The organism is Micrococcus luteus (genome assembly GCF_014138885.1).
Classification (GTDB): domain Bacteria; phylum Actinomycetota; class Actinomycetes; order Actinomycetales; family Micrococcaceae; genus Micrococcus; species Micrococcus luteus.
The window spans coordinates 1,050,740-1,077,308 of sequence record NZ_JACJIK010000001.1; the positions used below are offsets into that span (position 1 = coordinate 1,050,740).

At 73.1% G+C, this 26,569-nt stretch carries 19 protein-coding genes; 6 read left to right on the top strand and 13 right to left on the bottom strand.

Annotated features, from left to right (window positions below):
• Positions 1-8 precede the first annotated feature (8 nt).
• The 4 genes from HDA34_RS12105 to glyA form a co-directional block, all read right to left on the bottom strand.
• On the bottom strand, positions 9-1,937 hold the full coding sequence (locus HDA34_RS12105; protein WP_053088833.1) for an ABC transporter permease: 1,929 nt from the start codon (positions 1,935-1,937) through the stop codon (positions 9-11).
• A gap of 3 nt (positions 1,938-1,940) precedes the next feature.
• Positions 1,941-2,927 carry an ABC transporter ATP-binding protein gene (locus HDA34_RS04825; RefSeq protein WP_036338212.1) on the bottom strand — a complete coding sequence of 329 codons (987 nt, stop codon included), beginning with the start codon at positions 2,925-2,927 and terminating at the stop codon, positions 1,941-1,943.
• Between the two features lie 129 nt (positions 2,928-3,056).
• Entirely contained in the window at positions 3,057-3,968 is a 912-nt protein-coding gene (locus tag HDA34_RS04830; protein WP_036338210.1) for a bifunctional methylenetetrahydrofolate dehydrogenase/methenyltetrahydrofolate cyclohydrolase, read from the bottom strand.
• Between the two features lie 7 nt (positions 3,969-3,975).
• Positions 3,976-5,256 (bottom strand): serine hydroxymethyltransferase, encoded by a 1,281-nt coding sequence (glyA, locus tag HDA34_RS04835; RefSeq protein WP_010079361.1) that lies wholly within the window; start codon positions 5,254-5,256, stop codon positions 3,976-3,978.
• Between the two features lie 227 nt (positions 5,257-5,483).
• On the opposite strand from glyA, the gene HDA34_RS04840 reads away from it, so the two are divergent.
• The gene (locus tag HDA34_RS04840; RefSeq protein WP_041102947.1) at positions 5,484-6,998 is read left to right on the top strand and encodes a catalase; all 1,515 of its coding nucleotides are present in this window, start codon (positions 5,484-5,486) and stop codon (positions 6,996-6,998) included.
• 105 nt (positions 6,999-7,103) lie between these two features.
• Here HDA34_RS04840 and HDA34_RS04845 read toward each other — a convergent pair whose 3' ends face one another.
• Positions 7,104-8,660 (bottom strand): hypothetical protein, encoded by a 1,557-nt coding sequence (locus HDA34_RS04845; protein ID WP_134377275.1) that lies wholly within the window; start codon positions 8,658-8,660, stop codon positions 7,104-7,106.
• 179 nt (positions 8,661-8,839) lie between these two features.
• Here HDA34_RS04845 and purU point away from each other — a divergent pair, with 179 nt between their 5' ends.
• A complete protein-coding gene (purU, locus tag HDA34_RS04850; RefSeq protein WP_036314586.1) occupies positions 8,840-9,745 on the top strand; it encodes a formyltetrahydrofolate deformylase in 906 nt (301 codons plus the stop codon).
• Positions 9,746-9,787: 42 nt separating this feature from the next.
• Here purU and HDA34_RS04855 read toward each other — a convergent pair whose 3' ends face one another.
• On the bottom strand, positions 9,788-10,798 hold the full coding sequence (locus HDA34_RS04855) for an IS481 family transposase (protein ID WP_144786657.1): 1,011 nt from the start codon (positions 10,796-10,798) through the stop codon (positions 9,788-9,790).
• A gap of 128 nt (positions 10,799-10,926) precedes the next feature.
• Here HDA34_RS04855 and HDA34_RS04860 point away from each other — a divergent pair, with 128 nt between their 5' ends.
• Together HDA34_RS04860 and HDA34_RS04865 are read left to right on the top strand one after the other, a co-directional pair.
• On the top strand, positions 10,927-11,448 hold the full coding sequence (locus HDA34_RS04860) for a gamma carbonic anhydrase family protein (protein WP_036314590.1): 522 nt from the start codon (positions 10,927-10,929) through the stop codon (positions 11,446-11,448).
• Between the two features lie 33 nt (positions 11,449-11,481).
• Positions 11,482-12,477 carry a D-isomer specific 2-hydroxyacid dehydrogenase family protein gene (locus HDA34_RS04865; RefSeq protein ID WP_220482126.1) on the top strand — a complete coding sequence of 332 codons (996 nt, stop codon included), beginning with the start codon at positions 11,482-11,484 and terminating at the stop codon, positions 12,475-12,477.
• A 28-nt stretch (positions 12,478-12,505) separates the two neighbouring features.
• Here HDA34_RS04865 and HDA34_RS04870 read toward each other — a convergent pair whose 3' ends face one another.
• The 5 genes from HDA34_RS04870 to HDA34_RS04890 all read right to left on the bottom strand — a co-directional run bounded on the left by HDA34_RS04870 (position 12,506) and on the right by HDA34_RS04890 (position 19,788).
• Positions 12,506-13,798, bottom strand: a complete 1,293-nt coding sequence (locus HDA34_RS04870) for an ABC transporter ATP-binding protein (protein ID WP_041102958.1) — start codon at positions 13,796-13,798, stop codon at positions 12,506-12,508.
• Positions 13,799-13,833: 35 nt separating this feature from the next.
• Positions 13,834-14,736: a carbohydrate ABC transporter permease gene (locus HDA34_RS04875; protein WP_129866962.1), complete on the bottom strand. Its 903-nt coding sequence runs from the start codon at positions 14,734-14,736 to the stop codon at positions 13,834-13,836.
• Positions 14,733-15,704 carry a carbohydrate ABC transporter permease gene (locus HDA34_RS04880; RefSeq protein WP_036381993.1) on the bottom strand — a complete coding sequence of 324 codons (972 nt, stop codon included), beginning with the start codon at positions 15,702-15,704 and terminating at the stop codon, positions 14,733-14,735. Before HDA34_RS04880 ends, HDA34_RS04875 begins: the two co-directional genes overlap by 4 nt.
• Positions 15,701-17,005 (bottom strand): extracellular solute-binding protein, encoded by a 1,305-nt coding sequence (locus tag HDA34_RS04885; RefSeq protein WP_060974376.1) that lies wholly within the window; start codon positions 17,003-17,005, stop codon positions 15,701-15,703. The genes HDA34_RS04880 and HDA34_RS04885 overlap by 4 nt, the downstream gene beginning before the upstream one ends.
• An 86-nt stretch (positions 17,006-17,091) precedes the next feature.
• Positions 17,092-19,788: an ATP-dependent helicase C-terminal domain-containing protein gene (locus HDA34_RS04890; protein WP_061866948.1), complete on the bottom strand. Its 2,697-nt coding sequence runs from the start codon at positions 19,786-19,788 to the stop codon at positions 17,092-17,094.
• Positions 19,789-19,854: 66 nt separating this feature from the next.
• Between HDA34_RS04890 and HDA34_RS04895 the strand changes: the two genes are divergently transcribed.
• Positions 19,855-21,702: a glutaminase gene (locus HDA34_RS04895; RefSeq protein WP_134377449.1), complete on the top strand. Its 1,848-nt coding sequence runs from the start codon at positions 19,855-19,857 to the stop codon at positions 21,700-21,702.
• A gap of 46 nt (positions 21,703-21,748) precedes the next feature.
• Here the strand turns inward: HDA34_RS04895 and HDA34_RS04900 are convergent, their stop codons facing one another.
• Positions 21,749-23,347 carry a TIGR01777 family oxidoreductase gene (locus HDA34_RS04900; RefSeq protein WP_061873229.1) on the bottom strand — a complete coding sequence of 533 codons (1,599 nt, stop codon included), beginning with the start codon at positions 23,345-23,347 and terminating at the stop codon, positions 21,749-21,751.
• Between the two features lie 72 nt (positions 23,348-23,419).
• On the opposite strand from HDA34_RS04900, the gene HDA34_RS04905 reads away from it, so the two are divergent.
• Positions 23,420-24,013, top strand: a complete 594-nt coding sequence (locus HDA34_RS04905; RefSeq protein WP_101962408.1) for a methylated-DNA--[protein]-cysteine S-methyltransferase — start codon at positions 23,420-23,422, stop codon at positions 24,011-24,013.
• A 191-nt stretch (positions 24,014-24,204) separates the two neighbouring features.
• On the opposite strand, the gene HDA34_RS04910 is transcribed toward HDA34_RS04905, so the two are convergent.
• Positions 24,205-26,427, bottom strand: coding sequence for an NADP-dependent isocitrate dehydrogenase (locus HDA34_RS04910; protein ID WP_134377450.1), 2,223 nt, complete (start codon positions 26,425-26,427; stop codon positions 24,205-24,207).
• Positions 26,428-26,569 lie beyond the last annotated feature (142 nt).

Sequence of the window (26,569 nt, forward strand, 5' to 3'; positions counted from 1 at the left end):
CGGGGGCCTCAGCGCAGGAACAGCGCGCCGAGCCGGCGGGCGGCGAGCCACACCCCGACGCCGGCCATCACCACGAAGTAGAGAACGTGGCCGGCGGTCGCCCAGCTCAGCGCCCCCACCGCGAGCGCGCGCATCATCTCCACCGCGTGCCACAGCGGGAACACGCGGATCACCCACTGGATCGGCTCCGGGTAGACCGCGAGCGGGAAGAACGTGGCCGAGAACAGGAACATGGGCATCAGCACGATCTGGACCCAGTCCATGTGCTGGAACGTCTTCATCCAGCTCGTCACCGCCATGCCGAGGGAGGCGAAGCCCAGCGCCACGAGCAGGGCGCCGGGGATCATGAGCAGCGCCGTCCACGAGGTGACGAGACCGGCCACGGTCATGACGATCAGGAAGCCGACCGCGTAGATCAGCCCGCGCAGCAGTGCCATCGCGATCTCCCCGAGTGCCACGTCCAGCGGGCCCAGCCGCGTGGAGAGCATGGTCTGGTACGTCTTCGCGTAGCGCAGCTTGAAGAACACGTTCCACGTGGAGTCGTAGATGGCGCCGTTCATCGCCGAGACCGCCAGCAGTGCGGGGGCGAGGTACATGCCGTACGGGACGGGGGTGCCATCCGGGCCGGCCACGTCGCCGACCAGCGCACCGAGCCCGAGCCCCAGGGAGGCCAGGTAGAGCACGGGCTCGAAGAACCCGGAGAAGAACACCACCCAGTTGTTGGACTTCAGGGAGAGGAACGCCCGCTCCATCACCGCGCGCACGTTGCCCGAGTACGCGCCGGCCAGCGGGCCGCGGCGGACGGGGATCTCGGGCAGGGGCGGCACGGCGACGGCGTGTTCCCGCACCACCGAGGACGACGGCGCAGCCGGGTCCGCCTGCGCGGCGGCGGGTGCGACGTCGGCGCGGGCGGCCCCGGTGCGCGCGGCACGGCGGCCCAGGCGCGGGGCACGGCGGCCCAGGCGCGGGGCACGGTCGCGACGGGCGGCCGTGACGGCGTCGCGGTCCGGGGTGCCGCGGACCCAGCCGAGGCGGCGCGTGTAGATCCGCACCGCGAGCCAGGCCCCGCCGAGCGCGAGGGCCAGCAGGAACGCCACGTGCACCACGGTGAGCCAGGCCGGCTCGACCATCCCGTAGGAGAGCACGCGGCCGAGCTGGGCGGCATGCCACTGCGGGGAGAGCCAGCCGATCCAGCGCAGCCACACCGGCAGCGCCTCGAGCGGGTAGAAGGTGGCGGAGAACAGGAACAGGGGCATGACCACGAGCCGCTGCAGGGTGGCGAACTGGCCCTTGTCCTCCTTCAGGGAGGCCGCGAACGCCATGATCGGCGCGCCGACGGCGAGCCCGCCGAGCGTGGCGGTGAGGACCTGCACCCACGCCCACGGGCTCGAGACCACGCCGAACGCCAGCATCACCAGCAGGAACACGGCGGCCTGGAACACGAACCGCAGGCTCACGGCCGCGAGGTGGCCCAGGGCGATCTGCGCCGGAGACAGCGGAGTGGCCTGCGCCGCGTAGTACGTGCGCTGCCACTGGAACCCGCCCATCACCGGGTAGGAGAACTCGACGGACGCGGTCATCAGCGCGCCCGAGGCCAGCAGCGCCGGGGCGATGAACGCGACGTAGGAGACCCCGCCCAGGGCGTCCTGCGGCATCCCCCCGCCCATGAGCTGGGCCAGGCCCAGGCCCATGGCCAGCAGGTAGAGCACGGGCTCGCCGAGCGCCCCGACGAGCAGCACCGCGCCGTAGCGACGCATGTTCCGCAGCTGGTGTTCGGCGTAGAGCAGGACGCCGCGGCGCCTCACACGCTCCGCGGACGCCGCCGCGGTGACCGGCGGGCGCAGCGGCTCGGCGGGCGTGGCGGACGGAGCCGAGGTCCCGGACCGCGGGCCGGGCGAGGCGGGGCCGGGGGTCGTCGTCGTGGTGGGGGACGGCACGGGTCAGTCCACCAGGGTGCGGCCGGTGAGGATGAGGAACACGTCCTCGAGGCTCGCGCGGCGGGTCAGCGTGGTGGCGGGGGCGGGCAGGGCGCCCTCGTCGACGAGGCGCTGCACGACGTCGTGCAGGTCGTCCGCGCGTCGGGCGTAGACGAGGACGCGGTCCGGGAGGACCTCGACGCGGTGCACGACGCCGTCACCCGCGTGGGCCTGGACGGTGCGGGCCGCGGCCTCGTTGCGGTCCGCGCCGAAGCGCGCCTCGAGGACCTCACGGGAGGCGTGCTCGCGGATGAGCTCGGCGGGGGTGCCGGCGGCCATGATCTCGCCGCCGTCGACGACGACGAGCCGGTCGCACAGCTGCTCCGCCTCGTCCATGTGGTGCGTGGTCAGCAGCAGCGTGGTGCCGCGTTCCTTGAGCCGGTAGAGGCGGTCCCACAGGATGTGGCGGGCCTGCGGGTCCAGGCCCGTGGTGGGCTCGTCGAGGAGGAAGAGGGCCGGCTCGTTGACCAGGGCGCGGGCGATCACGAGCCGGCGCTTCATGCCGCCGGAGAGGTCGGTGACCTTGGCGTCCGCCTTCTCGGTGAGCTGGGCGAAGGCCAGCAGCTCCTCGGCCTTGGGCCGCAGGTATGAGTAGGGCAGGCCGAAGTAGCGGCCGTAGATCAGGATGTTCTCCCGGGCGGTGAGCTCCTCGTCCAGGTTGTCCTGCTGCGGCACCACGCCCAGGCGCGCACGGACGGCCGGCCCGTCCTCCTCCGGGTCGATGCCCAGGATGGTCAGCTCGCCCGCGGTGCGCTGCGAGGTGCCCGCGAGCATGCGCATGGTGGTGGACTTGCCCGCGCCGTTGGGGCCGAGCAGGCCGAAGCACTCGCCGGGACGCACGTCCAGGTCGATGCCCTTCACGGCGTGGAACTCGCCGTACTGCTTGCGCAGCCCACGGGCACGGATGACGGAGGCGTCGCCGGGGGACGCGTGCAGAGTGGTGTGACTCACAAGGCGACAGCATAGGCGCACCACCCGCCCGGACGCGCGCCGCCCCCTCGGCGACGAACCCTGCGATATGGCCCCCATCCGGGGTGGATGGGGGCCATATCGCAGGGTTGGTCGCGGGAGTGGGAGAGGTCAGGCTCCGGCCCGCTCCCCGGCCCAGTCCTCGCCGTCGGCGGCACGCTCGGCGGCCTCGACGACGTTCGCCAGCAGCATGACGCGGGTCATCGGCCCGACGCCGCCCGGGTTCGGCGCCATCCAGGCCGCCTTCTCCTTCACGGCCGGGTCCACGTCGCCCAGGACGCGCGACGTCCCGTCCTCCCCGGTCACGCGGGAGACGCCCACGTCCAGGACGATCACGCCCTCCTTGACCTGCTCCGGCTTCACCATGTGGGCGGAGCCGGCGGCGGCGATCACGACGTCGGCGCTCGCCAGCAGCTCGTCGAGGTTCGTGGTGCCGGTGTGGGCCAGGGTCACGGTGGCGTTGACCTCGCGGCGGGTGAACACGAGGCCGGCGGGCCGGCCGATGGTCACGCCGCGGCCGATCACGAGCACGTGCTTGCCGGCCAGCCCCACACCGTGGTGGCGCAGCAGCTCGACGCAGCCGGCCGGGGTGCACGGCAGCGGCGAGTCCAGCTCGCCGCCGACCGAGGCCACGAGCCGCCCCAGGTTCATGGGGTGCAGGCCGTCCGCGTCCTTGTCCGGGTCGATGGCCTCGAGCACCTTCTGGGTGTCCACGTGCTTCGGCAGCGGCAGCTGGACGATGTAGCCCGTGCAGGCCGGGTCCTCGTTCAGCTCGCGCACGACGTCGAGGATCTGCTCCTCCGTCGCGTCCGCGGGCAGCTCACGCTGGATGGACTCGATGCCCACCTCGGCGCAGTCGCGGTGCTTGCCCGCCACATACTTCTGCGAGCCGGCGTCCTCACCCACGAGCAGGGTGCCGAGGCCGGGGGTGTGCCCGCGCTCGGCGAGGGCGGCCACGCGGCCGCGCAGCTCCTCCTTGATCGCGGCGGCGGTGGCCTTGCCGTCCAGGACCTTCGCGGTCATCGGCGGCTCACCAGCCCTCGAGGCCGTCGTACAGCGGGAAGTCCTCGGTGAGCTTCACGACGCGGGCGCGCAGCGCCTCCACGTCCGGGCTCGGCTTCAGCGCCTCGGCGATGACGTCGGACACCTCGCGGAACTCGGCCTCGCCGAAGCCGCGGGAGGCCAGCGCGGGGGTGCCGATGCGCAGGCCGGAGGTGGTCATCGGCGGACGCGGGTCCCACGGCACCGAGTTGCGGTTCACGGTGATGCCGACCTCGTGCAGGATGTCCTCGCCCTGCCTGCCGTCCAGCTGAGACTCGCGCAGGTCCACCAGGACCAGGTGCACGTCCGTGCCGCCGGTGAGCACCGAGATGCCGTGCTCGGCCATGTCCGGGGCGGTCAGGCGCTCGGCCAGGATCTGCGCGCCGGCCAGGGTGCGCTCCTGCTTCTCCTTGAAGTCCGCGGAGCCGGCGATCTTGAAGGCCACGGCCTTGCCCGCGATCGCGTGCATCAGCGGGCCGCCCTGCTGGCCCGGGAACACGGCGGAGTCGATCTTCTTCTTCAGCTCCTCGGTGGAGAGGATGAAGCCCGAACGGGGGCCGGCGAGGGTCTTGTGCACGGTGGAGGAGACGACGTCGGCGTGCGGCACCGGGTTCGGGTGCAGGCCGGCGGCCACGAGGCCGGCGAAGTGGGCCATGTCCACCCAGAGCCGGGCGCCGACCTCGTCCGCGATCGAGCGGAAGGCGGCGAAGTCGAGCTGACGGGGGTAGGCGGACCAGCCGGCCACGATCACCTTCGGCCGGGCCTCGAGGGCCTTCTCGCGCACCTTGTCCATGTCGATGCGGTGGGTGTCCGGCTCCACCTCGTACGCGGCGATGCTGTAGTTCTTGCCGGAGAAGTTCAGCTTCATGCCGTGCGTCAGGTGGCCGCCGTGCGCCAGGGACAGGCCCATCATCGTGTCCCCGTGGTCCAGCAGCGAGGTCATCACGGCCACGTTGGCCTGAGCGCCGGCGTGCGGCTGGACGTTGGCGTGCTCGGCGCCGAACAGGTCCTTGGCGCGCTGGATGGCCAGGTTCTCGGCCACGTCCACGAATTCGCAGCCGCCGTAGTAGCGGCGGCCCGGGTAGCCCTCCGCGTACTTGTTGGTCAGCACCGAGCCCTGCGTCTCGAGGATGGCGCGCGGCACGAAGTTCTCCGAGGCGATCATCTCGAGCGTGCCCCGCTGGCGGCCGAGCTCGTCCGCGAGCGCCGCGGCGATCTCCGGGTCCACCTCGGCGAGGGGCTGGGTGTTGATGTCGGGCGTCTGCGTCACGGGGGTTCCCTTCGAACGGGGGTCTGTGCGGCCGGAAGGCTCCGGTGCCCTCCATCCTAGTGACCAGGCGCCGTCGTCGGTCCTGCGCGACGGCGGCCCGCGGCCCCGGCGACCGACCCCGGCACCCGGTTCTTTTGACTGATTCAGAAATATGCCAAGATCGGGGATGACGCCGCCCACCGCGCCGATCGGTGCGCGGCCGACGTCGATCGACGAAGGAGAGTTCCATGACGGAGTACCAGAAGACGACCCCGCACGCGACCGGTTCCACCCGCCAGAACGGCGCCCCGGCCGTCAGCGACCGCCAGTCCCTGACCGTGGGCAGCGAGGGGCCCATCGTCCTGCACGACACCCACCTGCTGGAGACCCACCAGCACTTCAACCGCATGAACATCCCGGAGCGCCGCCCGCACGCCAAGGGCTCCGGCGCCTTCGGCGAGTTCGAGGTGACCGAGGACGTGTCGAAGTACACCAAGGCCCTCGTGTTCCAGCCGGGCACGAAGACTGAGACCCTCCTGCGCTTCTCCACCGTGGCCGGCGAGCTCGGCTCCCCGGACACCTGGCGCGACGTGCGCGGCTTCGCGCTGCGCTTCTACAGCGAGGAGGGCAACTACGACATCGTCGGCAACAACACCCCGATCTTCTTCCTGCGCGACCCGATGAAGTTCACCCACTTCATCCGCTCGCAGAAGCGTCTGCCGGACTCCGGCCTGCGCGATGCCACCATGCAGTGGGACTTCTGGACCAACAACCCCGAGTCGGCGCACCAGGTGACCTACCTGATGGGCCCGCGCGGCCTGCCCCGCACCTGGCGTGAGATGAACGGCTACGGCTCCCACACCTACCTGTGGGTCAACGCCCAGGGCGAGAAGCACTGGGTGAAGTACCACTTCATCTCCCAGCAGGGCGTGCACGGCCTCTCGAACGACGAGGCCACCAAGATCGCCGGCGAGAACGCCGACTTCCACCGCCAGGACCTGTTCGAGTCCATCGCCAAGGGCGACCACCCCAAGTGGGACCTCTACATCCAGGCGATCCCCTACGAGGAGGGCAAGACCTACCGGTTCAACCCCTTCGACCTGACGAAGACGATCTCCAAGAAGGACTACCCGCGCATCAAGGTCGGCACGCTGACCCTGAACCGCAACCCGGAGAACCACTTCGCGCAGATCGAGTCCGCCGCGTTCAGCCCGAGCAACACCGTGCCGGGCATCGGCCTCTCCCCGGACCGCATGCTCCTGGGCCGCGCCTTCGCGTACCACGACGCCCAGCTGTACCGCGTGGGCGCCCACGTGAACCAGCTGCCGGTGAACCGTCCCAAGAACGCGGTGCACAACTACGCCTTCGACGGCCAGATGTGGTACGACCACACCGGCGACCGCTCCACCTACGCGCCGAACTCCAACGGCGACTCCTGGTCGGACGAGACCGGCCCGGTGGACGACGGCTGGGAGGCCGACGGCACCCTGACCCGCGAGGCCCAGGCCCTGCGCGCGGACGACGACGACTTCGGCCAGGCCGGCACCCTCGTCCGCGAGGTCTTCTCGGCCCAGGAGCGCGAGGACTTCGTGGAGACCGTGGCCGGCGCGCTGAAGGGCGTCCGCCAGGACGTCCAGGCCCGCGCCTTCGAGTACTGGAAGAACGTGGACGCCACGATCGGCCAGCGCATCGAGGACGAGGTCAAGCGCCACGAGGGCGACGGCATCCCGGGCGTCGAGGCCGGCGGCGAGGCCCGCATCTGACGGCTCCTTCCCCCGGCGGGCGCCCGCGCGGGCTCCGCTGAACGCGCGGCGGCCGCTCCCTCACACGAGGGGGCGGCCGCCGTCGTCGTGGGGCGGTTGTGCCGGTCAACGCTTGCCCCAGCGGCGCTCCTGCGCCTGGGACAGCTTGTCCTTGACCACCTTCACGACCGTGTCCTTGGCGGGCACGGCCACGTTGTCCCGCAGCGGGACGGCGACCTTGTCACGCACGGTCTCGAACGCGGAGGCCGCCACGGCGCCGACCTGGGCCAGCTTCGACTCACCCTCGGCGTCCGAGGCTCGGGTCTCGTCGCGGTCCGCCCGCAGGTCCGGGAGGGCGGCGCCCTCGGTGTCGTCCTCGGCGGGCTCCTCATCCGTGGGGGCGGAGGAGGTGGAGGTGTCCGGGGCCACGGTCGTGGGCGTCGACGACGTCGGCGCGCCGGTCCCGGCGGCTGCCGCCGACTGCGCGGCGCGGGCCTCGCGGCGGGTCGCCGGAGTGGCGTCCTCCGCACGGCCGGACGAGGCCGCGGTCGGATCCAGCTCCGGGGCGCCGCCCAGGGGCGTGGCCGGCGTGGTGCCGGCGTGGGTCTCCGGGGCCTCGGCCCGTCGGGTGGCCGGGGTGGCCTCGAGGGACGGGCGCTCGGCCGCGGCCTCGAGGGACGGGCGCTCAGCCGCGGGCTCGACCGCCGCCGGCTGCGCGACGTCCGCGCGGTGGTCATCGGTGCGCGCCGGCTCGCGGTCCGCCTCCGCCACGCGACCGGGCACCCCGGGCGTGCCGTCGATGCGCAGGGACCCGGCGGCCGAGCGCTCCGCCCCGTCGGCGCCGTTCTGCTGGGCCTGGTACGACTCGGTGGCCACGACGGTGACCGAGCCGTGCGCGGTGGTGGCGACCGTGTGCGTCTCGAGGTGCTCGCCCTGAGGGACGGGGATCGCGTCCGTGGCGAACTCCTTGGTGGGGGTGTGCTCGGTGGCGACCTCGGCGGCGGGGACGGTCCCGTGCACGTGCTCGGGAGCCGGGGTGAGGTGGCTTCTGTGCTGCGGAGCCTCGGCGGCCGGTGCCGCCGGGGCGGGGGTCTCGGTCACCGGGGACGGGGAGGCCGGGGTCGCCGGGACGTCGGCCGCGGGCGTCTGCTCGTCCAGGGTGACGCCGGAGCCGCCGGCCACACCGGCCGCGCCCAGGCCCACGGTGTCCGTCTCGCGCGCCGTGCTCGGCGCCGCCGCGGCGGGGCGCAGAGTGCCCCGGGTGGCCGGAACCGCGGCATCGCGACGGTGGGTCTCAGCGGCGGCCTCGGTGCTCGGGGCGTCGTGCTGGTCCACGGTCACCCCCGCCCCGCCGGCCACGCCGGCGACGGACTCGTCGGTCTCGCGGTCCGCCGCGGCGGTGTCGAACGCAGCCATACCCCCGGCGGGCTTCACCGCGGCTGCGGGGCGCGCGTCCTTCTCTGCCACCACCTCGTCCAGGCGGGAGAGGCGGGTCGGGGCCGCGGGGGCGGCCGCCTGCTCACCCGCGGTGTCCGCGGTGACACCCCGACGCTCGAGCCGGGTCTCGGCGGCCTCGGCCTCGGCCTCGCGACGACGGCGGGAGGCGATCACCGAGAGGATGATCAGGATCAGCAGCACGACGATGATCGCCGCGATGATCCAGTAGAGGGTGGACTGTGGCATGGGGGTGCTCCTCGGTCGTCTGGGGCGACCGGCCGGGCCGGGCGCCGCGTCGTGCTTCCCGCGCCGCCGCGCGGCGGGGAACCTGGTCTTGAGGATGACACGGGGCCCGGCCCCCCGACCAGGGATCAGCCCCGTCATCCCGCGGTTCCGCGCGGCCGGCACCGCCTACCATCGACGCCATGGACACGGCAGCCCTCTCCCCCAGCCCCTCCCCCGCCTCCGGCGCGGAGCACGCCCGCGTGCTCACGCTGGCCTGCACGAACCGCAAGGGCATCGTGCACGCCGTGACGGGCGCCCTGCTGGGCGTGGAGGCGGACATCACCGAGTCGCAGCAGTACGACTCCCCGGACACCGGCGACTTCTTCATGCGCGTGGAGTTCGTGACCCCGGCCACGCGGGAGGACATCGAGCAGGCGCTCGCGCCGGTGCGCGAGGAGTTCGGCATGCGCATGGGCCTGTGGGACGCGGCGCAGCGCATGCGCACCCTCGTGATGTGCTCCAAGGACGGGCACACCCTCAACGACCTGCTCTTCCAGCAGCGCGCCGGCACCCTGCCCATCGAGATCCCCGTGGTGGTCTCGAACCACCTGGACCTGCAGCCGCTCGCCTCCTTCTACGGCGTGCCCTTCATCCACGTGCCCGTCTCGAAGGACCCCTCGAGCCGGGACTCCAAGGAGGCCGCGGAGGACCGGCTGCGCGATCTGATCGCCCAGTTCGACATCGAGCTGGTGGTCCTGGCCCGCTACATGCAGATCCTCTCGGACGAGCTGTGCCGGGACCTGGCCGGGATGGCCATCAACATCCACCACTCGTTCCTGCCCTCCTTCAAGGGCGCCCGCCCCTACCACCAGGCGCACGAACGCGGCGTGAAGCTCATCGGCGCCACCGCCCACTACGTGACCGCCGACCTGGACGAGGGCCCGATCATCGCGCAGTCCGTGCAGCCGGTGACCCACGCCCAGACCGCCGCCGACTTCGTGGCCCGCGGCCGCGACGTCGAGGGCTCCACGCTCGCGCAGGCCGTGCGCTGGCACGCCCAGCACCGCGTCCTCGCGGACGGCCGGCGGACCGTCGTCTTCAGCTGAGCCCGGGACGACGGCGCCACGCGGCGCCGTCGTCCTGCCCGCCTAGGTGTAGGAGGGCATGACGTTGTTGACACGCACCGGGGCCAACGAGGCCGGAGGAGCCTCTCCGCAGGAGGTATGCGGCCGATGGTAGTTGTAGTGATTCACCCACACCTGCAGGGCCTCACGCCGAGCCCGCTCTGAGGAGTACGGGCGGGCGTAGAGGACCTCGTCGACCATCAGCCGGTTGTACCGCTCGACCTTCCCGTTATGGCGCGGGGTGTAGGGGCGGATCCGGTGATGCCGGCCCCCGAGAGAGACCACCTTCCGGGTGAAGTCCACGGCCCGGTAGTTGTTCCCGTTGTCCGTGACCACCCGGTCCACGGTGATGCCGTGAGCGGCGAAGAACGCGCGGGCCCGGCAGTAGAACCCGATCGTGGTCACCGCCCGCTCATCCTCCAGCGCCTCCGTGTACGCCAGGCGGGTGAACCCGTCGATCGCCGAGTGCAGGTAGGTGTAGCCGACCCGCTGGCCAGACCCCCGCTTGGAAGCACGCCCTGCCTCACTGTCTCTTCCGTGGGCGCGCCAGCCTCCCCCTTCAGGGATGCGTCCGATCTTCTTCACGTCCAGGTGCACCATGTGCCCTGGCCCCCTCGCGGTGATCCTCCGGGCCGGCTGCCGGCGGAGGTCTTCTCCGGCTGGGGTCAGGTCCCGTAGGCGGGAGATCCCGGCCCGGTGCAGCCATCGCCCCACGGTGCGAAGACACACCTGGTGGCCCTCGCCGACCAGATGGTGATGGATGCGCCGGGCGGACCACTTCTCGGCCCGGCGCAGGGCCTCCAGCTCGGCCACGATCGCGGGGTCGAGCCGGGCAGGTGAGCGATGGGGCCGGCTCGAGCGGTCTTGCAGTCCTGCCTCGCCTTCGGCACGGTAGCGGGCGACCCAGGTGGCCACCGTGGGCCGACTGACGCGGAACTCCGCGGCCACGTGGGACTGCGGGATCCCGTCGTTCAGGTGGCGGTGGACCATGCGCAGCCGGCCGGTGGGGGTCAGAGGTGCGTTAGCGTGAGTCACGAGCGGGCTTCCTTCCGCGGATGAGTGGATGTCGCAATTCCCATCCTGCGGGGCGGAGCCCGCTCGTCTCATCTCAGCCCGTGCCTCGTGTCAAGAACCTCATGACCCACAACACCTAGGCTGGTGGCATGGCCCACATCATCACCGTCGCGGGTGCCACCCCGCGCATCCACGAGTCCGTCTTCCTCGCCCCGACCGCCGCGATCACCGGCGACGTCGAGATGGCCGAGCGCTCCTCGGCCTTCTACGGCGTCTCCGCCCGCGGTGACTCCGCCCCCATCCGCGTCGGGGCGGGCACCAACCTGCAGGACAACGTGGTGCTGCACGCGGACGAGGGCTTCCCGTGCACCCTGGGCGCCGGTGTCTCCGTGGGCCACTCCGCCGTGGTGCACGGGGCCACCGTGGAGGACGACTGCCTGATCGGCATGTCCGCCACGGTGATGAACGGCGCGGTCATCGGCGCCGGTTCGCTCGTGGCCGCCGGCGCCCTGGTGCTCGAGGGGACGCAGGTCCCGGCCGGCTCGCTCGTGGCGGGCGTCCCCGCGAAGGTCCGCCGCCCCCTCACGGACGAGGAGCGGGAGGGCCTCAAGAAGAACGCGGCCACCTACCTGCGGCTGTCCGCCGCGCACCGGGACGCCGTCGCCGGCTGAAGCGGGCCCGGAGGATGTGGGACGGTGGGCACCATGCCCACCACTTCCGCTCTCCCCCGCACCCGACCCGACGACGTCCCCGAGCGCCTGCTCGTCCTCCCCGCGGCGCAGGACGTCGCCGGCACCCCCTACGCCCACGCCCGTCGGCTGGCCGAGCAGGCCGTGGCCGACGTCGGCGGCGCCGCCGTGGCCGAGGGCGACACCTCCGCCACGGCCCTGCTGATGGTCCGCCCGATCCCGGTCGATGCGCTCGCCGCGGCCCTGGCCGCCCACCCCCACGTGAGCTGGGTGCAGCTCCCGTTCGCCGGGATCGAGCCGTTCGTCCCCCTCGTGCGCAGCCGCCCGGACATCGTGTGGACGTCCGCCAAGGGCACGTACGCGCCGCCGGTGGCCGAACACGCGCTGCTGCTCACCCTGGCCCTGCTGCGGGACCTGCCCGCGCGCGTCCGCGCCACCACATGGGGCCCCTCCTCCGGTCGCACCCTGAACGGCCTGACCGCCGTGGTCGTGGGCGGCGGCGGGATCGCACAGGAGTACATCCGCCTGCTCAAGACCTGGGACGTGCACGTCACCGCGGTCCGCCGACGCGCGGGCGACGTGCCCGGCGCGGACCGCACCGTCACGACCGACCGCCTCGACGAGGTCCTGCCCGGCGCGCAGGTCGTGATGATCGCCGCGGCGGCCACCGAGGAGACCCGCGGCATGTTCGACGCCGACCGCCTCGCCCTCCTGGACGAGGACGCCGTGCTCGTGAACGTCGCCCGCGGGGCGCTGGTGGACACGGACGCCGTCGTCCAGACCCTCGCGGCGGGCCGGCTGCACGGCTACGGCACGGACGTCACCGACCCCGAGCCCCTCCCGGACGGCCACCCGCTCTGGACCGAGGAGCGCGCCCTCATCACGCCGCACACGGCGGACACCCCGGAGATGTGCGTCCCGCTGCTCCACGCGCGGGTCGAGCGGAACCTGCGGGCCCGCGCGGCCGGGACGGAGCTGGAGGGCCTGGTGGACGCCGAGGGCGGATACTGACCCGCCCCCGGCGTCCCGCGGCGCCGGCTCAGCGGCGCGGCGCGTCCGCCTCGTGCTCGGCGGCGTCACGCTCGGCCGCCATCTCGATCTGGCGGCGGCGCTCCTCGCCGGCCCGGCGGGTCAGCTCGGCGCCGACCTCCGGGTCGCGGGTGAGGTTCTCACCGGTCGTCGGGTCGAACAGGTGCACCCGCGTGGTGTCCACCCACAGGCGGGTCGGCGTGCCCGGCCGGGCGCGGGACTCGCCGGAGAGGGTGGCCACGACGACGGGGCGCAGCTCATCCGCATCCAGGTCCTTGGCCAGCGCGGAGAGCATCTCGGCCACGGCCGGGTCCGGCTCGAACTCGATGTAGCCGTACTGCTCGTGGCCCAGCCACTCCAGGTGCGTGAGCGTCGCGTCGAAGGTGGAGCCCCGGTCGCGGCGGCTGTCCTCCACCAGCTCGGCGTCCTCGAAGAACTCCGGCCGCAGGCCGAGGAACACGATGTCCCGCCCCTCGGCGGCGCGGGCCTTCTCGGGCGGCACCGGGATGTCACCGATCGGCGAGGACAGCACGTGGCCGCCCTCCTTCTGCTTCAGCGAGGCGGGCAGGAAGTTCATCGACGGCGAGCCGATGAAGCCGGCCACGAACAGGTTGAGCGGCTGCTCGTAGAGCTCGCGCGGGCTGGCCACCTGCTGCAGCTCGCCCTTCTTGAGCACGGCCACCCGGTCGCCCAGGGTCATGGCCTCGGTCTGGTCGTGCGTCACGTAGACGGAGGTCGTGGCCAGGCGGCGCTGCAGCTGCGAGATCTCCGCGCGCATCTGCCCGCGCAGCTTGGCGTCCAGGTTGGACAGCGGCTCGTCGAAGAGGAACGCGTCCGCCTCGCGCACGATCGCCCGGCCCATGGCCACACGCTGACGCTGGCCGCCGGAGAGGTTGCCGGGCTTGCGCTCGAGGTGGTCCTCGAGCTCGAGCACGCGGGCGGCGTCGCGCACCTTGCGGTCGATCTCCTCCTCGGAGGGCTTGTTGTCCTTGATCAGCCGCAGCGGGAAGGCGATGTTCTCGTACACCGTCAGGTGCGGGTACAGCGCGTAGTTCTGGAACACCATCGCGAGGTTGCGGTCCTTGGGGGCCGCCTCGTTCACGCGGCGGCCGTCGATCAGCATCTCGCCGTCGGTGATGTCCTCGAGGCCCACGATCATGCGCAGCAGCGTGGACTTGCCGGAGCCGGAGGGGCCCACGAGGATGACGAACTCGCCGTCCTCGATCTCCAGGTTCACGTCCTTGATGGCGTGGAAGCCGTCGTCGTAGGTCTTGTCGATGTGGTTCAGGGTGATGGAGGCCATCGGGGGGTCCTTTCAGGAGGTCTCGTGTGCGGGCCTCAGCCCTTCACCGCGCCGTTGGTCAGGCCGGCCACGATCTGACGCTGGAACGCCAGCACCAGGATCACGATCGGGATGGTCACGATGATCGCGGCCGCCGAGATGGCCCCGGTCGGCGACTCGAACTGCGAGGCGCCGGTGAAGAAGGCCAGGGCGGCGGGCACGGTGCGCGCGGTCTCGGTGGAGGTCAGGGAGATGCCGAACACGAAGTCGTTCCAGGCGATGAAGAAGGCGATGATCGCCGTCGTGAAGACGCCGGGGGCGGCCAGCGGGACGATCACCTTGCGGAACGCCTCGAGCGGGGTGGCGCCGTCCACCTGCGCGGCCTGGTCGAGCTCCCACGGGATCTGGCGGAAGAACGCGGCCAGGGTCCAGATGGAGATCGGCAGGGTCAGGGACAGGTAGGGGATGATCAGGCCGACCCACGTGTCGTACAGCCCGAGGGTGCGCCACATGTTGAACAGCGGCGTCACCAGGGAGATGACGGGGAACATCGAGACCATCAGGGACACCGTGAGCACGATCCGCTTGCCCGGGAAGTCCAGGCGGGCGATCGCGTAGGCGCACAGCGTGGCCAGGGTGACGGCGATGATCGTGGCGATCACGGTGATGCCGATCGAGTTGCGCAGCGCCGTGAGGAACAGCTCGCGCGAGCCGCCCACGAAGATCTCCTCGTAGTTCACCGTGGACCACTGGGTGGGCAGCAGCTTGCCGTTGGAGAGGTCGGCGGGCGTCTTGAAGCTGGTCGCGAAGATCGAGAACAGCGGGAAGAGGCACCACACGCCGATCACGACGGTGAGGATCCACCACAGTGCGGTGGCCTTCCCGGTGCCGCGACGGTGGGGCGCGCGGCCCTCAGGCGAGCGGCCCTCGGGGGCGGGAGCGGATGCGGCGGTGCTCACTTGGAACCTCCTCGGTCGGCCAGGTCCACCTTGAAGCCCTTGACGGCGATGACCGCCATGAGGGCCACGCACAGGAACAGGATCACGGAGACCGCCGAACCCATGCCGATCTCGAGCCGGCCGATGGACGTGCGGTAGGCCAGCAGCGAGAGGACCTCGGTGCCGTAGGCGCCGTTGGTCATGATGTAGATGGAGTCGAAGATGCGGAACGCGTCCATCGCGCGGAACAGGACGGCCACCATGATCGAGGCCTTCATGTTCGGCAGGATGACCAGCTTCATCCGCTGCCACCACGAGGCGCCGTCGACGGAGGCGGCCTCGGTGAGGTCGCCCGGCACCTGGGCCAGGCCGGCCAGCAGGAGCAGGGAGATGAACGGGGTGGTCTTCCAGATCTCGGAGAGCATGATCACGAACAGCGCGGTGCTGCCCTGCGCGAACCAGTTCAGGTCCGCGTCGACGCCCGGCAGCCACTCGAACCAGGCGTTGATGTAGCCCGAGTCGATCGAGAACATGTAGAACCACGCGAACGCGGAGACCACGGTGATGATGCCGTACGGCACCAGGATGATCGTGCGGATCAGGCCGCGGGTCTGCTTGATGGCGTGGTGCATGGCCAGGGCCAGCAGGAAGCCGAGGATGAGCTCGACCACCACGGTCACCACGGTGATCAGCAGGGTCACCCCGAGGCCCTTCCAGAACACGGGGTCCGTGAGGATCACGCCGTAGTTGCCCAGGCCCACGAACTCGCGGTCGCCCGGCGCGGTGAGCCGGTACGTGAACAGCGAGTCGTAGAGGGCCTGCAGGATCGGGTACAGGACCACGAACAGCATCACGAAGAACGCGGGGCCGGCCAGGAGCCAGCCGAGACGCGCCTCGGACTTCGCGCGCTGGGACTTCACCCGGCGGGGGCGACGACCCTCGGCGGCGCGCGGGGTGGATGCGGCGGGTGCGGTGTCGACGTGGCTCACAGCAGACGCTCCCCTCTCAGGACTTCCTGGATGAAGTCGTCGGTCTCGGCCGGGGTGGACTCGGAGACGCCCGACGGCGGCGCGTAGCGCTGCTGGATCGCGGTGGAGACCTCGTTGTAGTACGGGGTCTGCGGCCGCGGGGCGCCGAGTTCGAGGGACTCCCGGATGGTGTCCGCCATGGGGTACTTCTCGGCGACCTCGGGGGCGTCGTAGGCCGCCGGGTCGGCGGGCGGGTTGCCGTTCTCGACGAAGTACTGGCTCTGGTGCTCGGTGGTGGTGATGCAGGAGATCGCGTCCCAGGCGAGGTCCTGGTGCTCGGACTTCGCGCCCACCCCCAGGTTGATGCCGCCCACGGGCGGCGCGGCGTCCTTGCCCTCGACGGTGCGGGGGTAGACGGCCCAGCCGATGTCCTCGGGCAGGTCCTCCGGCAGCGAGCCCTCCTCCACGGAGCCGAGGGTGGCCGGCCAGACGAACGGCCAGTTGACCATGAACGAGCCGTTCTTGCCCTGGAAGAGCAGCATGGAGGCGTTCTCGTCCTGCGTCGGCAGGCCGGCGCTGCCGAGACCCTCCTTGCCGATCGTGGAGATGATCCGGGCGGCCGTGCGGCCGGCCTCGGAGTCGAGGTTCGTGGTGACCTCGTCCGTGGGCGCCTCGGCGTTGGGGACGATCTGCTCCCCGCCGCCCTCGATGAGCGCGTTGAGCCACACGGTCATGGACTCCGCACGGGCGCCCTGGACGGCCAGGTCCTTGTCCTGGCTGCGGGCGGCCTCGATCAGCTGGTCCCACGTGACGGGCTGGGACATGTCCAGCCCCGCGGCCTCGGCGACCGACTTGCGGTACCAGAGCAGCTGCGTGTTGGCCCAGAACGGGACCGTGACGAGCTCGTCCTTCCAGCTGGCGGCCGCGAGCGCGCCCTCCAGGGCGTTGTCCTTCGCGTAGGCCTGCATCTCCTCCGGCACGGGGGCCAGGAAGCCGGGCTCGGCGAGCTCGGGGACGAACGGCGGGTCGAGGGACATGATGTCCATCGACGTGTCGCCCGCGGCGAGGCGGCGGGTCAGCTGCTCGCGCTGGGAGGCGGCGTCCGTCGGAAGCATGGACGTCTCGACTCTGTACCGGCCGTTCGCGGCGTCGGTGCACTGGGCGGCGATCTTCGCCTGCCCGCCGTCGTCGGGGTTGGTGTACCAGGTCAGGGTGGGCGTCTGCTCGGCCGGAGCACACCCGGCCAGGATCAGCGCGCCCGCGGCGACGGCGCCGGCCAGCGTGGCCCGGCGCCGTTGACGTGCCCGCGTGTCGTGTCTCACAAGTGGAACCTCAATCGATGCGAGTCGGATGTGACGGCCATCATCACGCATCACAGCGATTCCTGCACGTTTCGCGGACCCCTTTCTCAGCGGGCGCGGCGGTTCGTCCGGGCGGTCGGCTCCGCGGCGGCGGGATCCTCGGGCCACGGGTGCTTGGGGTAGCGCCCCCGGTTCTCAGCGCGGACCTGCGCGTAGGGGCCGGCCCAGAAGGAGGGCAGGTCGGCGGTCACGGCGAGCGGGCGACCTGCCGGGGAGAGCAGGTGCAGGACCACCGGCTCACGACCGTCCGCGACAGCGGGGGTGACACGCGCCCCGAAGAACTCCTGCAGCTTGGCGGCGACCACGGGCGGGGTGTCCTCGTGGACGGCCGGATAGTCCACGACGACGGCGCGCCCGCTCGGCACGGGCAGGCGCTCGGGGGCGAGCTCGTCCAGCCGGCCCGCCTCCGGCCAGGGCAGGGCGCCGCGCAGCAGCGCCTCGGCGTCCAGGCGTGCGAGGGACCGCCCCGCGGCCAGGTCGGCCGCAAGCCCGTCGACCAGCGCGTCCAGGCCGGGCAGCGCCGCGTCCGAGAGGTCCGGCCACGGGGCGCCGAGGACGCGGTGGAGCAGGTGCACCCGGCGGCGCAGGCGTTCGGTCCGACCGCTCGGGTCGAACCGGGCGAGGCCGTCGGCGGCGAGTGCGGCGCGCACGGCCTGCGCGGCGGCGTCGGGGGCGACGGGGGCCGGCGTCTCCGCCAGCACGAGCGCGCCCAGCCGGTCCACGCGGCGGCCGGTGAGCCGGTCCCCGCGCCAGTCGGCGGTGTCCTCGGTGCGCCGCAGGCCCGCGCCGGCGAGCTCGGCGAGCGTCCGGTCGATCGGCGCGGTCGCGCGGATCGCGGCACCCGTGCCGGCCGCGTCCCCGGCCACACGGGCGACCTCGGCCACGGCCAGCCACTCCTGCCCCGCCAGGCCGCCGCCGGCGGCGTCGCGGGGCAGGGCCGCGCGGGTGCCGGAGGCGAGCAGGTACGCGCCCGCCTCCCCCGCGCGTCGGGCGATCCACGCGGGGAAGGCTAGGGCGGACACGAGGCCGGCGGGGTGCCGGCGCGCGGCCGCCGTCGCCTCGGGCCCGGGCTCTCCCGGCGCTCTCGTCTCCAGGGAGTGGTGCGCGTGCCGACGGGCGAGTCGTTCCAGTCGGTCCGCCTCCCGACGCCAGCGCCCTGCCTCCGGGTGCCGGCCGTCCCGCACGGACGCGACCAGCGCCTCGAGGTCGGCCCCGGGGGCGCGCAGGTCCAGGGCGAGGGCCGCCGTCGCCTCGGCCGCGGGGCGGGGCCCCGTCCACAGTGCCGCGCGCAGGAGGGCGTGGCCGAGCGGCGGGTCCAGGGGCAGCTCGGCCAGGACGGCGCCGTGCGGGGTGATGCGCCCGTCCGCGTCCACCGCGTCGAGGGAGGCGAGCGTGCGCTCGGCGGCGGCCATCGCGTCGGCCGGCGGATCCTCGGGCAGGGTCAGCCCGCGGCCGCCCGGGGCGCCCCACGCCGTGAACGCCAGGGCCACCGGCGCGAGGTCGACGACGGCGAGGGCCGGCGTCGGGGCTGCGGGCGCGGTGCCCAGGGCCGCGGCGGTGTGACAGCGGACCACGGTGCCGGGGCCGAGGCGGGCGGCGCGGCCCGCCCGCTGGCCGGCGGCCGCGCGCGAGGCCTGGACGGTGACGAGCCCGGCCATGCCCCGCCCCCGGTCCCGGCGCGGCTCGCGGGCCAGGCCCGAGTCGATCACGAGGCGCACCCCCGGCACGGTCAGCGAGGACTCGGCGACCGCCGTCGCGACGACGACGCGCGGCACGGCGGGGTCGGCGCGGCCGGCGAGCGCGGCGTCCTGGTCGGCGGGTTCCTGGCGGCCGTGCAGGACGCGGACCTCGGTGTCCGGGGCGAGCGCGGCGACGCGCCCCGCGACCGCCTCGACCTCGGCCACCCCGGGCAGGAAGACGAGGGCGTCCACGGACGGGTCGGCGTCGAGCGCTTCGGCGTGGGCGCGCGCGGCCGTGGCCGCGACGTGGTCGAGGAAGGCCCGGTCCACGCGGCCCTCGGCGGTGAGGCGGTGGCCGCGGAACGGGGCGTGCTCCTCGCGCAGCGGGTGCAGCACGGCCGGGGTGGAGACCACGGGCAGGGGCGCCTCCTCCCCCATGCCGCGGGCCCAGCGGGCGGCCAGGGCCGCCGCGTCCACGGTCGCGGACATGGCCACGAGCACGAGTTCGGGGCGCAGCTGCCGCAGGTCGGCGAGGAGGGCGAAGAGCACGTCCGTGTCCAGATCCCGCTCGTGGACCTCGTCCAGGACCACCGCGTCCACGCCATCGAGCCCGGGGTCGGCGAGGAGGCGGCGCAGCAGCAGGCCCGGGGTCACGAACTCGACGGCCGAGGCCCCGCCGCCCACCGCGTCGCCGCGCACGGCGTACCCGACGGCGGCGTCCGCGAGCCGAGCCTGCGCGTCGGGGTCGGCGCCGGGCAGCACGTCGGCCGCGGCGGCCAGCACCGCCGTGCGCAGCCGCCGCCAGGCCGCGCGCACCGCGACCCGCCGCGGCTGCGTGACCAGGACGCGCCCGCCGCCGTGGTCCGCGAGCCGGACCGCGAGCGCGGGCGGGACCACGGTGGTCTTGCCCGTGCCCGGGGGCGCCTCGACGACGGCCGCCCCGCGCGCGTCCAGTGCGTCTTCGAGCTCGGGCAGGGCGGCGGCGAACGTCAGGCCGGTGCTGAGGCGGCCCAGAGCGGCGGAGAGGCAGGCGGGGACGGAGACGGGATCGACGGGGGTGGGCATCGGGACCCATTGTGCCCGCCTCCGTCGCGCTGTCCCGGGGCCGCCCCACTGACTAGGCTGTGACCCATGACCACACCCGTCCAGGAGCACCTCGATCGCCTCACGTCGGCCCACGCGGGTGAGGGGGAGGTCCCGGACGGGCTGGGCGTCGCGATGCTCATGGTGGACGGGCACCGCTACGTCTCCGGATCCATGACGGCCGTGCCCCTGGCCACGCTCGCCTCTCCCCTGTTCCACGCGCAGGCCCTCGAGGACCTCGGCGCGGTGCGGGTGGGCGAGCGCGTGGGAGCCGCCCCCGTGCGCGACCTGGACCATCGGGTCGAGGTGGACGCCGTCACGGGCCTGCCGCACAACCCGCTCCAGAACGCGGGCGCGGTGGCCACGGCCTCCCTGGTGAAGGGCCGCGGTGGCCGCGACCGCACCGCGCGCATGATGCAGCTGCTCTCCGCACTGTTCGACCGCGAGGTCACCGTCACGGAGTCGGCCGCGCGTGCGGAGAACCGCGCCCAGCATCACACCCGGTCGGCTGCGTGGCTGATGAAGTCCCTCGACACCCTGGACGCCGACCCCGAGACGCTGCTCGAGGACATCGCCACGGTGCGTGCCGCCGCCGTGACCGTGGAGGACCTCGCCCTGCTCGCCGGCACCCTCGCGCACGGCGGTGTCCACCCCGTCACCGGGGACCGTGTGCTGAGCGAGGAGACGGTCCGCGGTGTGCTCTCCGTGATGGACTCCTGCGGCATGGACACCCGGGACTCCCGGTGGGCATACGACGTCGGCCAGCCCGGCTGGGCGTCGACGCGCGGCGGCACGGTGCTCGTGGTGGTGCCGGGCCACCTCGGTCTGGCGCTGCAGTCGGACACGACGGACGAGAACGGGCTCGGCGCCGCGGCGATGGCCGCCCTGCGGACCCTCGTCGAGGACTTCGAGCTGCACCCGTCGGTGGTCACCGGCTCCCCGCGGGCGGCCCTGCGCACCCACTACCGGATCGATCAGGCGCCTTCGGGCACGGTGCGCAGCGCCGTCGTCCTCGAGGCGCTCGGGCGGTTCGCGGACACCGTGCACGTCATGGAGCTGGGCGGTCACCTCGGCTTCAGCCAGGTGGACGCGATCGCCCGCGTCAGCCGTGGTCTGCCCGAGGTCCTCGAGACGCTCGTGGTGGACATGCGCTCGGTCAGCTCCATCTCCCGTCCGGCCCGGCTGCTGGTGGCCCAGTGGTTCGCCCGCGCGCTGGGCAACGGGCTCGACGTCGTCGTCGTGGACAGGGACGCCGCGGAGATGAAGGAGCTGATGGCGGCCGTCGAGGAGTCCGTGGAGGTGGACCTGCCCGAGCCGCTGCAGGATGAGGCCGAGGGGGTGGATCCCGCCGCCGAGGGCGCACAGTTCGTGTTCTTCGACTCCCGCTCGCGGGCCGCCCAGTGGGCCGAGCAGCGGCTGCTCTCCCGCCACGCCCCCCACCTGCTGCCGCGGGACGCCCAGGAGGCGGCCGTGGCACCCCTGCTGCAGCACCTCTCCGCGGACGACGCGCGCCTGCTCGAGTCCATGATGGACGAGCGGGTCTACGCGGACGGCCAGATCATCCGTCGCGCCGGCCAGCCGTTCGGCGGCATCTACGTGATCGTCTCCGGCACCGTGGAGCTCTCGGGTCAGGGCACGGGCAGCCGCCGCGTGCGCCGCACCCTGCTCACCCCGGGGATGACGTTCGGCGAGATGGCCCTGGGCCAGCCCGGCCGCCAGCCCTCCACCGTCCGCGCGCGCGGGCCGGTCACGGCGCGAGTCCTCACCGCCCAGGTGATGGTCGCGCTCCAGGAGGGCTTCCCCCAGCTGGCCCTGGCCCTGTGGGAGGCGCTGGCCCGCGACGCGTTCACCGCGCTGGGCCAGCTCATCCGGGAGACCGGCGCGCTGCAGGACTGACGACCCGCGGGGGCAGCGTCCCCGTGGGACGCTGCCCCCACCCCCGTCACCGCCCGAGGACGTGGCGCAACGCGCCCTCCAGTTCGGGGTCGCGCATCTCGTAGCCGGAGGAGACCAGCCGGTCCGCCACGACCTTCTGGTCCGCCGCGACGGTCTCCACCCGGCCCTCCTCGCCCAGCAGCAGGCGCGGCCCGGCCTCGGGCACCGGGATGAGAGCGGGCCGGCGCAGCACCCGCCCGAGCACGGTGGCGAACTCCTTCGCCGTGACCGGCTCGGGCGCCACCGCGTTGACCGGGCCGGTGACGCCGTCGTCGAGCACCGCGTGGGCGAAGGCCCCCGCGATGTCATCCGCGCCGATCCAGCTCAGCCACGGGCTGCCGTCGTGGCTCTCCCCGCCCGAGGTCGCGACCGGGCCGCCGAGCCCCGCGAGGAACAGCGGCAGCACCTGCTGCAGCATGCCCCCGGCCGGGCTCAGGACCACGCCGGTCCGCAGCATCGCCACCCGGATGCCGGACGTCTCGGCGCGTCGGGCCTCGGCCTCCCAGTCCGCGACGACCTCGGCGAGGAAGTCGTCCCCGGGCTCCAGATCCTCGACGAGGCCGCTGCCGAACGGGCCCGTGCCCGCGTCCGCCCCGTAGTACCCGATCGCCGAGCCGTTCACGAGTGCCCGCACCCGCGCGTCGTCCCCCTCCCGTGCGGCAATCCGGGCGAGCGCGTCCACGAGGGTGCGCGTGCCGCGGACGCGCGAGTCGTGCACGGCCTCCTTGTGCGCGTCCGAGAACCGGCCGGCGATGGGCTCGCCCGCCAGGTTCACGACGACGTCGGCCTCGGCCAGGGCGTCCTCATCCACGGTCTCCCGGCCGGGGTCCCACAGCGCCGCGTCCAGCGCGTCGGCCTTCTTCGGGCTCCGCACGAGCCGGATGACGCGGTGGCCGCCGGTGGTGAGCAGGGCACAGAGCTGCCGGCCGATCAGTCCGCCGGCCCCCGTCACAGCGACCGTGCGGGCCGGCCCGCCGACGAGGGGGCCGGGGTGGGCGGCGTGGAAGTCCAGGTCGTCGGCCATCACGCGGGCGCGGTAGGCGAACTGGCGGCCCAGCTCCGCCTCGAAGGCCTCGTGGGTGCGGCGCGAGGCCGCGGTGCCCAGAGCGGGCACGCGGGACATCAGGGACTCCCCCGGCAGGGCGTACTCGATGTGGTCCGTCACGACCGTGCCGCGCCGGCCGTCCGCCGTGTCCGCCTCACCGGGCGCGGCGTCATCGAGCAGGTGGGTGTGCCGCCAGGAGGCGAGGGGGCCGGAGACCATCTCATCCCGGAACATGCGGCCCTCCTCGTAGGCCGTGTGGCGGGCTCGCCACGGCACCGCGGGCGCGGCCCCACCGGGGAGGCGGGAGGCGACGGCGTCCGGCAGCAGGCCCGTGAGCATCCCATGGGCCGCGCCGGCGAACAGGCCGGCCGCCCCCGGGGCCTGGATGCGCAGCCGCGACTCGGAGCCCACGCGGAGGCCGTCCGTGGGTCCCTGGACCACCTCGCCGGCGAAGGGCGGGGTGAGCCGCTCCAGCGCGCCGGGGTTCTCCAGCCAGCGGAAGACGACCTCACGCGGGTGGCGCAGGAGGGTGCGGTGCTCGAAGACGGTGATCTCGGTCATGGACGCCAGCCTGACACAGGGAGCGGACGGGCGAACACCTGTCCGGGCCGGGCCGTGCAGGACAATGAGGGGATGGACCTGCTTCCCGAGCTGCGCTGGACCGCCGCCGCCCTGCCCGCCACCGAGCTGACCCTCGTGGCCGTCTTCTCCCCCGAGGACCAGACGGTGCGCGCCTCCGGCGTGGCCGTGCCGGGGGACTCGGAGCCCCCCGCCGCCGCGATCGGGCGCCTCCTCGAGACGCTCATGGACCGGCTCGTGGCCCTGGACCCGGAGACCGCCGACCGCGAGATGAACCCGCGCCCCGTGGAGCCGCGTCCGGGTGCGTCCCAGCCCGTCGCCGACGCCCTGGCCGCCTACGCCGCGGGGGACGTGGCCGCGCTGGACGCCCTCGACGTCGCCCAGCCGGGCACCGCGTTCCGGCAGCGGGCGTGGCGGGAGCTGCGCGGCATCGCCCCCGGCTCCCCCGCCACCTACGGCGGCCTGGCCGAGCGGTGCGGGGCCCCGCGGGCCGTGCGTGCCGCCGGCGGGGCGTGCGCCGCCAACCTGGTGGCCGTCGTCGTGCCCTGCCACCGCGTGGTGCGCGCCGACGGCGCCGCCGGCCACTACCTCTACGGCACCGCCGCGAAGCAGGCCCTGCTGGCCCACGAGGCGGCCCACGCGGGCTGACCACCCCCTCCCCACGGCAACGTCGGTTGAGTTGTCACGGGTCCGGGGCACGCACACCCGTGACAACTCAACCCGCGTTGCGGGCGGGGAGCCGTCTCGGGTGGGCGGGGGCCGGCGTCGGGCGCCGGGGAACGAGAAGGGGCCGGGCCGCGCGCTCCACGCACGCGACCCGGCCCCAGGCGCTCAGATGCTCAGACGGAGAGCTTGTCCACGATCGCGTTGAGCGTCGCGGACGGACGCATCACCGAGGTGACCTTCTCCATATCCGGCGCGTAGTAGCCGCCCAGGTCCACCGGGGAACCCTGCACGCCGTTGAGCTCGGCCAGGATGGTCTCCTCCTGGGCCCCCAGCTCCTCGGCGATCGGCTTCGCCGCGGCCGCCAGCTCGGCGTCCTCGGTCTGCTTCGCCAGCTCGCGGGCCCAGTACAGCGCCAGGTAGAAGTGGCTGCCGCGGTTGTCCAGCTCGCCGACCTTGCGCTTCGGGGACTTGCCCTCGATCAGCAGGGTGCCGGTGGCGGCGTCCAGGGTGTCCGCCAGGACCCGCGCGCGGTGGTTCTCGTTCGCGACCGCCTCGTGCTCGAAGGACACGGCCAGCGCGAGGAACTCACCCAGGGAGTCCCAGCGCAGGTGGTTCTCCTCCACCAGCTGCTGCACGTGCTTCGGCGCGGAGCCGCCCGCACCGGTCTCGAACAGGCCGCCGCCGTTGAGCAGCGGGACGACCGAGAGCATCTTCGCGGAGGTGCCCAGCTCGAGGATCGGGAACAGGTCCGTGTTGTAGTCACGCAGCACGTTGCCGGTCACGGAGATGGTGTCCTCGCCGCGGCGGATGCGCTCCACCGAGAGCTTGGTGGCCTCCACCGGGGAGAGGATGCGCAGATCCAGGCCCTCGGTGTCGTGTTCCTTGAGGTACTCCTCGACCTTCTTGATGAGCTCGCGGTCGTGGGCGCGGGTCTCGTCCAGCCAGAACACGGCCGGGGTCTGGGACGCGCGGGCGCGGGTCACGGCCAGCTTCACCCAGTCGCGCACCGGGACGTCCTTGGTCTGGCAGGCGCGCCAGATGTCGCCGGCCTCGACGTCGTGGGAGAGCAGGGTCTCCCCGGCGGAGTTCTTCACGGCCACGGTGCCCGCGGCGTCCATGATGAACGTCTTGTCGTGCGAGCCGTACTCCTCGGCCTTCTGCGCCATGAGGCCCACGTTCGGGACGGTGCCCATGGTGGTGGGGTCGTAGGCGCCGTTGGCCTTGCAGTCGTCGATCACGGCCTGGTAGACGCCGGCGTAGGAGGAGTCCGGGATGACGGCCAGGGTGTCCTGGGTCTGGTCGTCCTTGTTCCACATGCGGCCGGAGGTGCGGATCATGGCGGGCATGGAGGCGTCCACGATCACGTCGGAGGGCACGTGGAGGTTGGTGATGCCCTTGGCGGAGTTCACCATGGCCACGTCCGGGCCGTTCTCGTAGGCGGCGGCGATGGCGGCGCGCACACCCTCGGCGGTCTCGGCGTCGAGCTTGTCCAGGCCGCCCTCGATCGCGGCGAGGCCGTTGTTCGCGGACAGGCCGGCGGCGGCCAGCTGCTCGCCGTACTTCTCGAACAGCTCGGAGAAGTAGGCCTTCACGACGTGGCCGAAGATCACCGGGTCGGAGACCTTCATCATGGTGGCCTTCAGGTGTGCGGAGAAGAGGATGCCCTCCTCCTTGGCGCGCTTGACCTGCTCGGCGAGGAACGCGTCCAGGGCCTTGGCGGACATGAACGTGCCGTCCACGACCTCGCCCTTGAGGACCTTCAGGCCCTCCTTGAGCACGGTGGTCTTCCCGTCCTCGCCGGTGAACTCGATCGTCAGCACGTCGGCGGTCGGCAGGGTCACGGATTGCTCGTTGGCTCGGAAGTCGTCCGCGCCCATGGTGGCGACGGCGGTCTTGGAGTCCGGGGTCCACTCGCCCATCGAGTGGGGGAAGCGCTTGGCGTACGCCTTCACGGCCTTCGGAGCGCGGCGGTCCGAGTTGCCCTCGCGCAGCACCGGGTTCACGGCGGAGCCCTTGACCGAGTCGTAGCGCGCCTTCGCGTCCTTCTCCTCGTCGGTCTTCGGCTCGTCCGGGTACTCCGGCAGCGCGTAGCCGTCCGCCTGCAGCTCCTTGATCGCGGCGCGCAGCTGCGGCACGGAGGCGGAGATGTTCGGCAGCTTGATGACGTTCGCCTCGGGGGACTTCACGAACTCGCCGAGCTCGGCGAGGGCGTCCGCGGTGCGCTGGTCCTCGGGCAGGACGTCCTTGAACGCGGCGAGGATGCGGCCGGCCAGCGAGATGTCACGGGTCTCCAGCTCCACGCCGGCGGTGCCCGCGTAGGCACGCACGATCGGCAGCAGCGACGCGGTGGCCAGCATGGGGGCCTCGTCCGTGAGCGTGTAGATGATCTTCGACATGCGGATGATCTCTCCTTCTGGCCGCACTCGAGACGCGGCCCTCGTCGGCAGGGAACGGGTGACTCCCCGCCAATCTACCCGGCGCCTCGGACGCGCCACACCGTGTGTGGCTCGGCGTCAGCGCCCCCGGCCGTCGCCGGTG

What these genes read in the sequence shown, in the direction of transcription:
- HDA34_RS04830 (WP_036338210.1), bottom strand. Translation starts at nt 3,968, where the DNA reads ATGACCGCGAAGGTCCTGGACGGCAAGGCCACCGCCGCCGCGATCAAG.
- HDA34_RS04840 (WP_041102947.1), top strand. Translation starts at nt 5,484, where the DNA reads ATGACGGAGTACCAGAAGACGACCCCGCACGCGACCGGTTCCACCCGC.
- HDA34_RS04845 (WP_134377275.1), bottom strand. Translation starts at nt 8,660, where the DNA reads ATGCCACAGTCCACCCTCTACTGGATCATCGCGGCGATCATCGTCGTG.
- purU (WP_036314586.1), top strand. Translation starts at nt 8,840, where the DNA reads ATGGACACGGCAGCCCTCTCCCCCAGCCCCTCCCCCGCCTCCGGCGCG.
- HDA34_RS04860 (WP_036314590.1), top strand. Translation starts at nt 10,927, where the DNA reads ATGGCCCACATCATCACCGTCGCGGGTGCCACCCCGCGCATCCACGAG.
- HDA34_RS04865 (WP_220482126.1), top strand. Translation starts at nt 11,482, where the DNA reads ATGCCCACCACTTCCGCTCTCCCCCGCACCCGACCCGACGACGTCCCC.
- HDA34_RS04870 (WP_041102958.1), bottom strand. Translation starts at nt 13,798, where the DNA reads ATGGCCTCCATCACCCTGAACCACATCGACAAGACCTACGACGACGGC.
- HDA34_RS04890 (WP_061866948.1), bottom strand. Translation starts at nt 19,788, where the DNA reads ATGCCCACCCCCGTCGATCCCGTCTCCGTCCCCGCCTGCCTCTCCGCC.
- HDA34_RS04895 (WP_134377449.1), top strand. Translation starts at nt 19,855, where the DNA reads ATGACCACACCCGTCCAGGAGCACCTCGATCGCCTCACGTCGGCCCAC.
- HDA34_RS04900 (WP_061873229.1), bottom strand. Translation starts at nt 23,347, where the DNA reads ATGACCGAGATCACCGTCTTCGAGCACCGCACCCTCCTGCGCCACCCG.
- HDA34_RS04905 (WP_101962408.1), top strand. Translation starts at nt 23,420, where the DNA reads ATGGACCTGCTTCCCGAGCTGCGCTGGACCGCCGCCGCCCTGCCCGCC.
- HDA34_RS04910 (WP_134377450.1), bottom strand. Translation starts at nt 26,427, where the DNA reads ATGTCGAAGATCATCTACACGCTCACGGACGAGGCCCCCATGCTGGCC.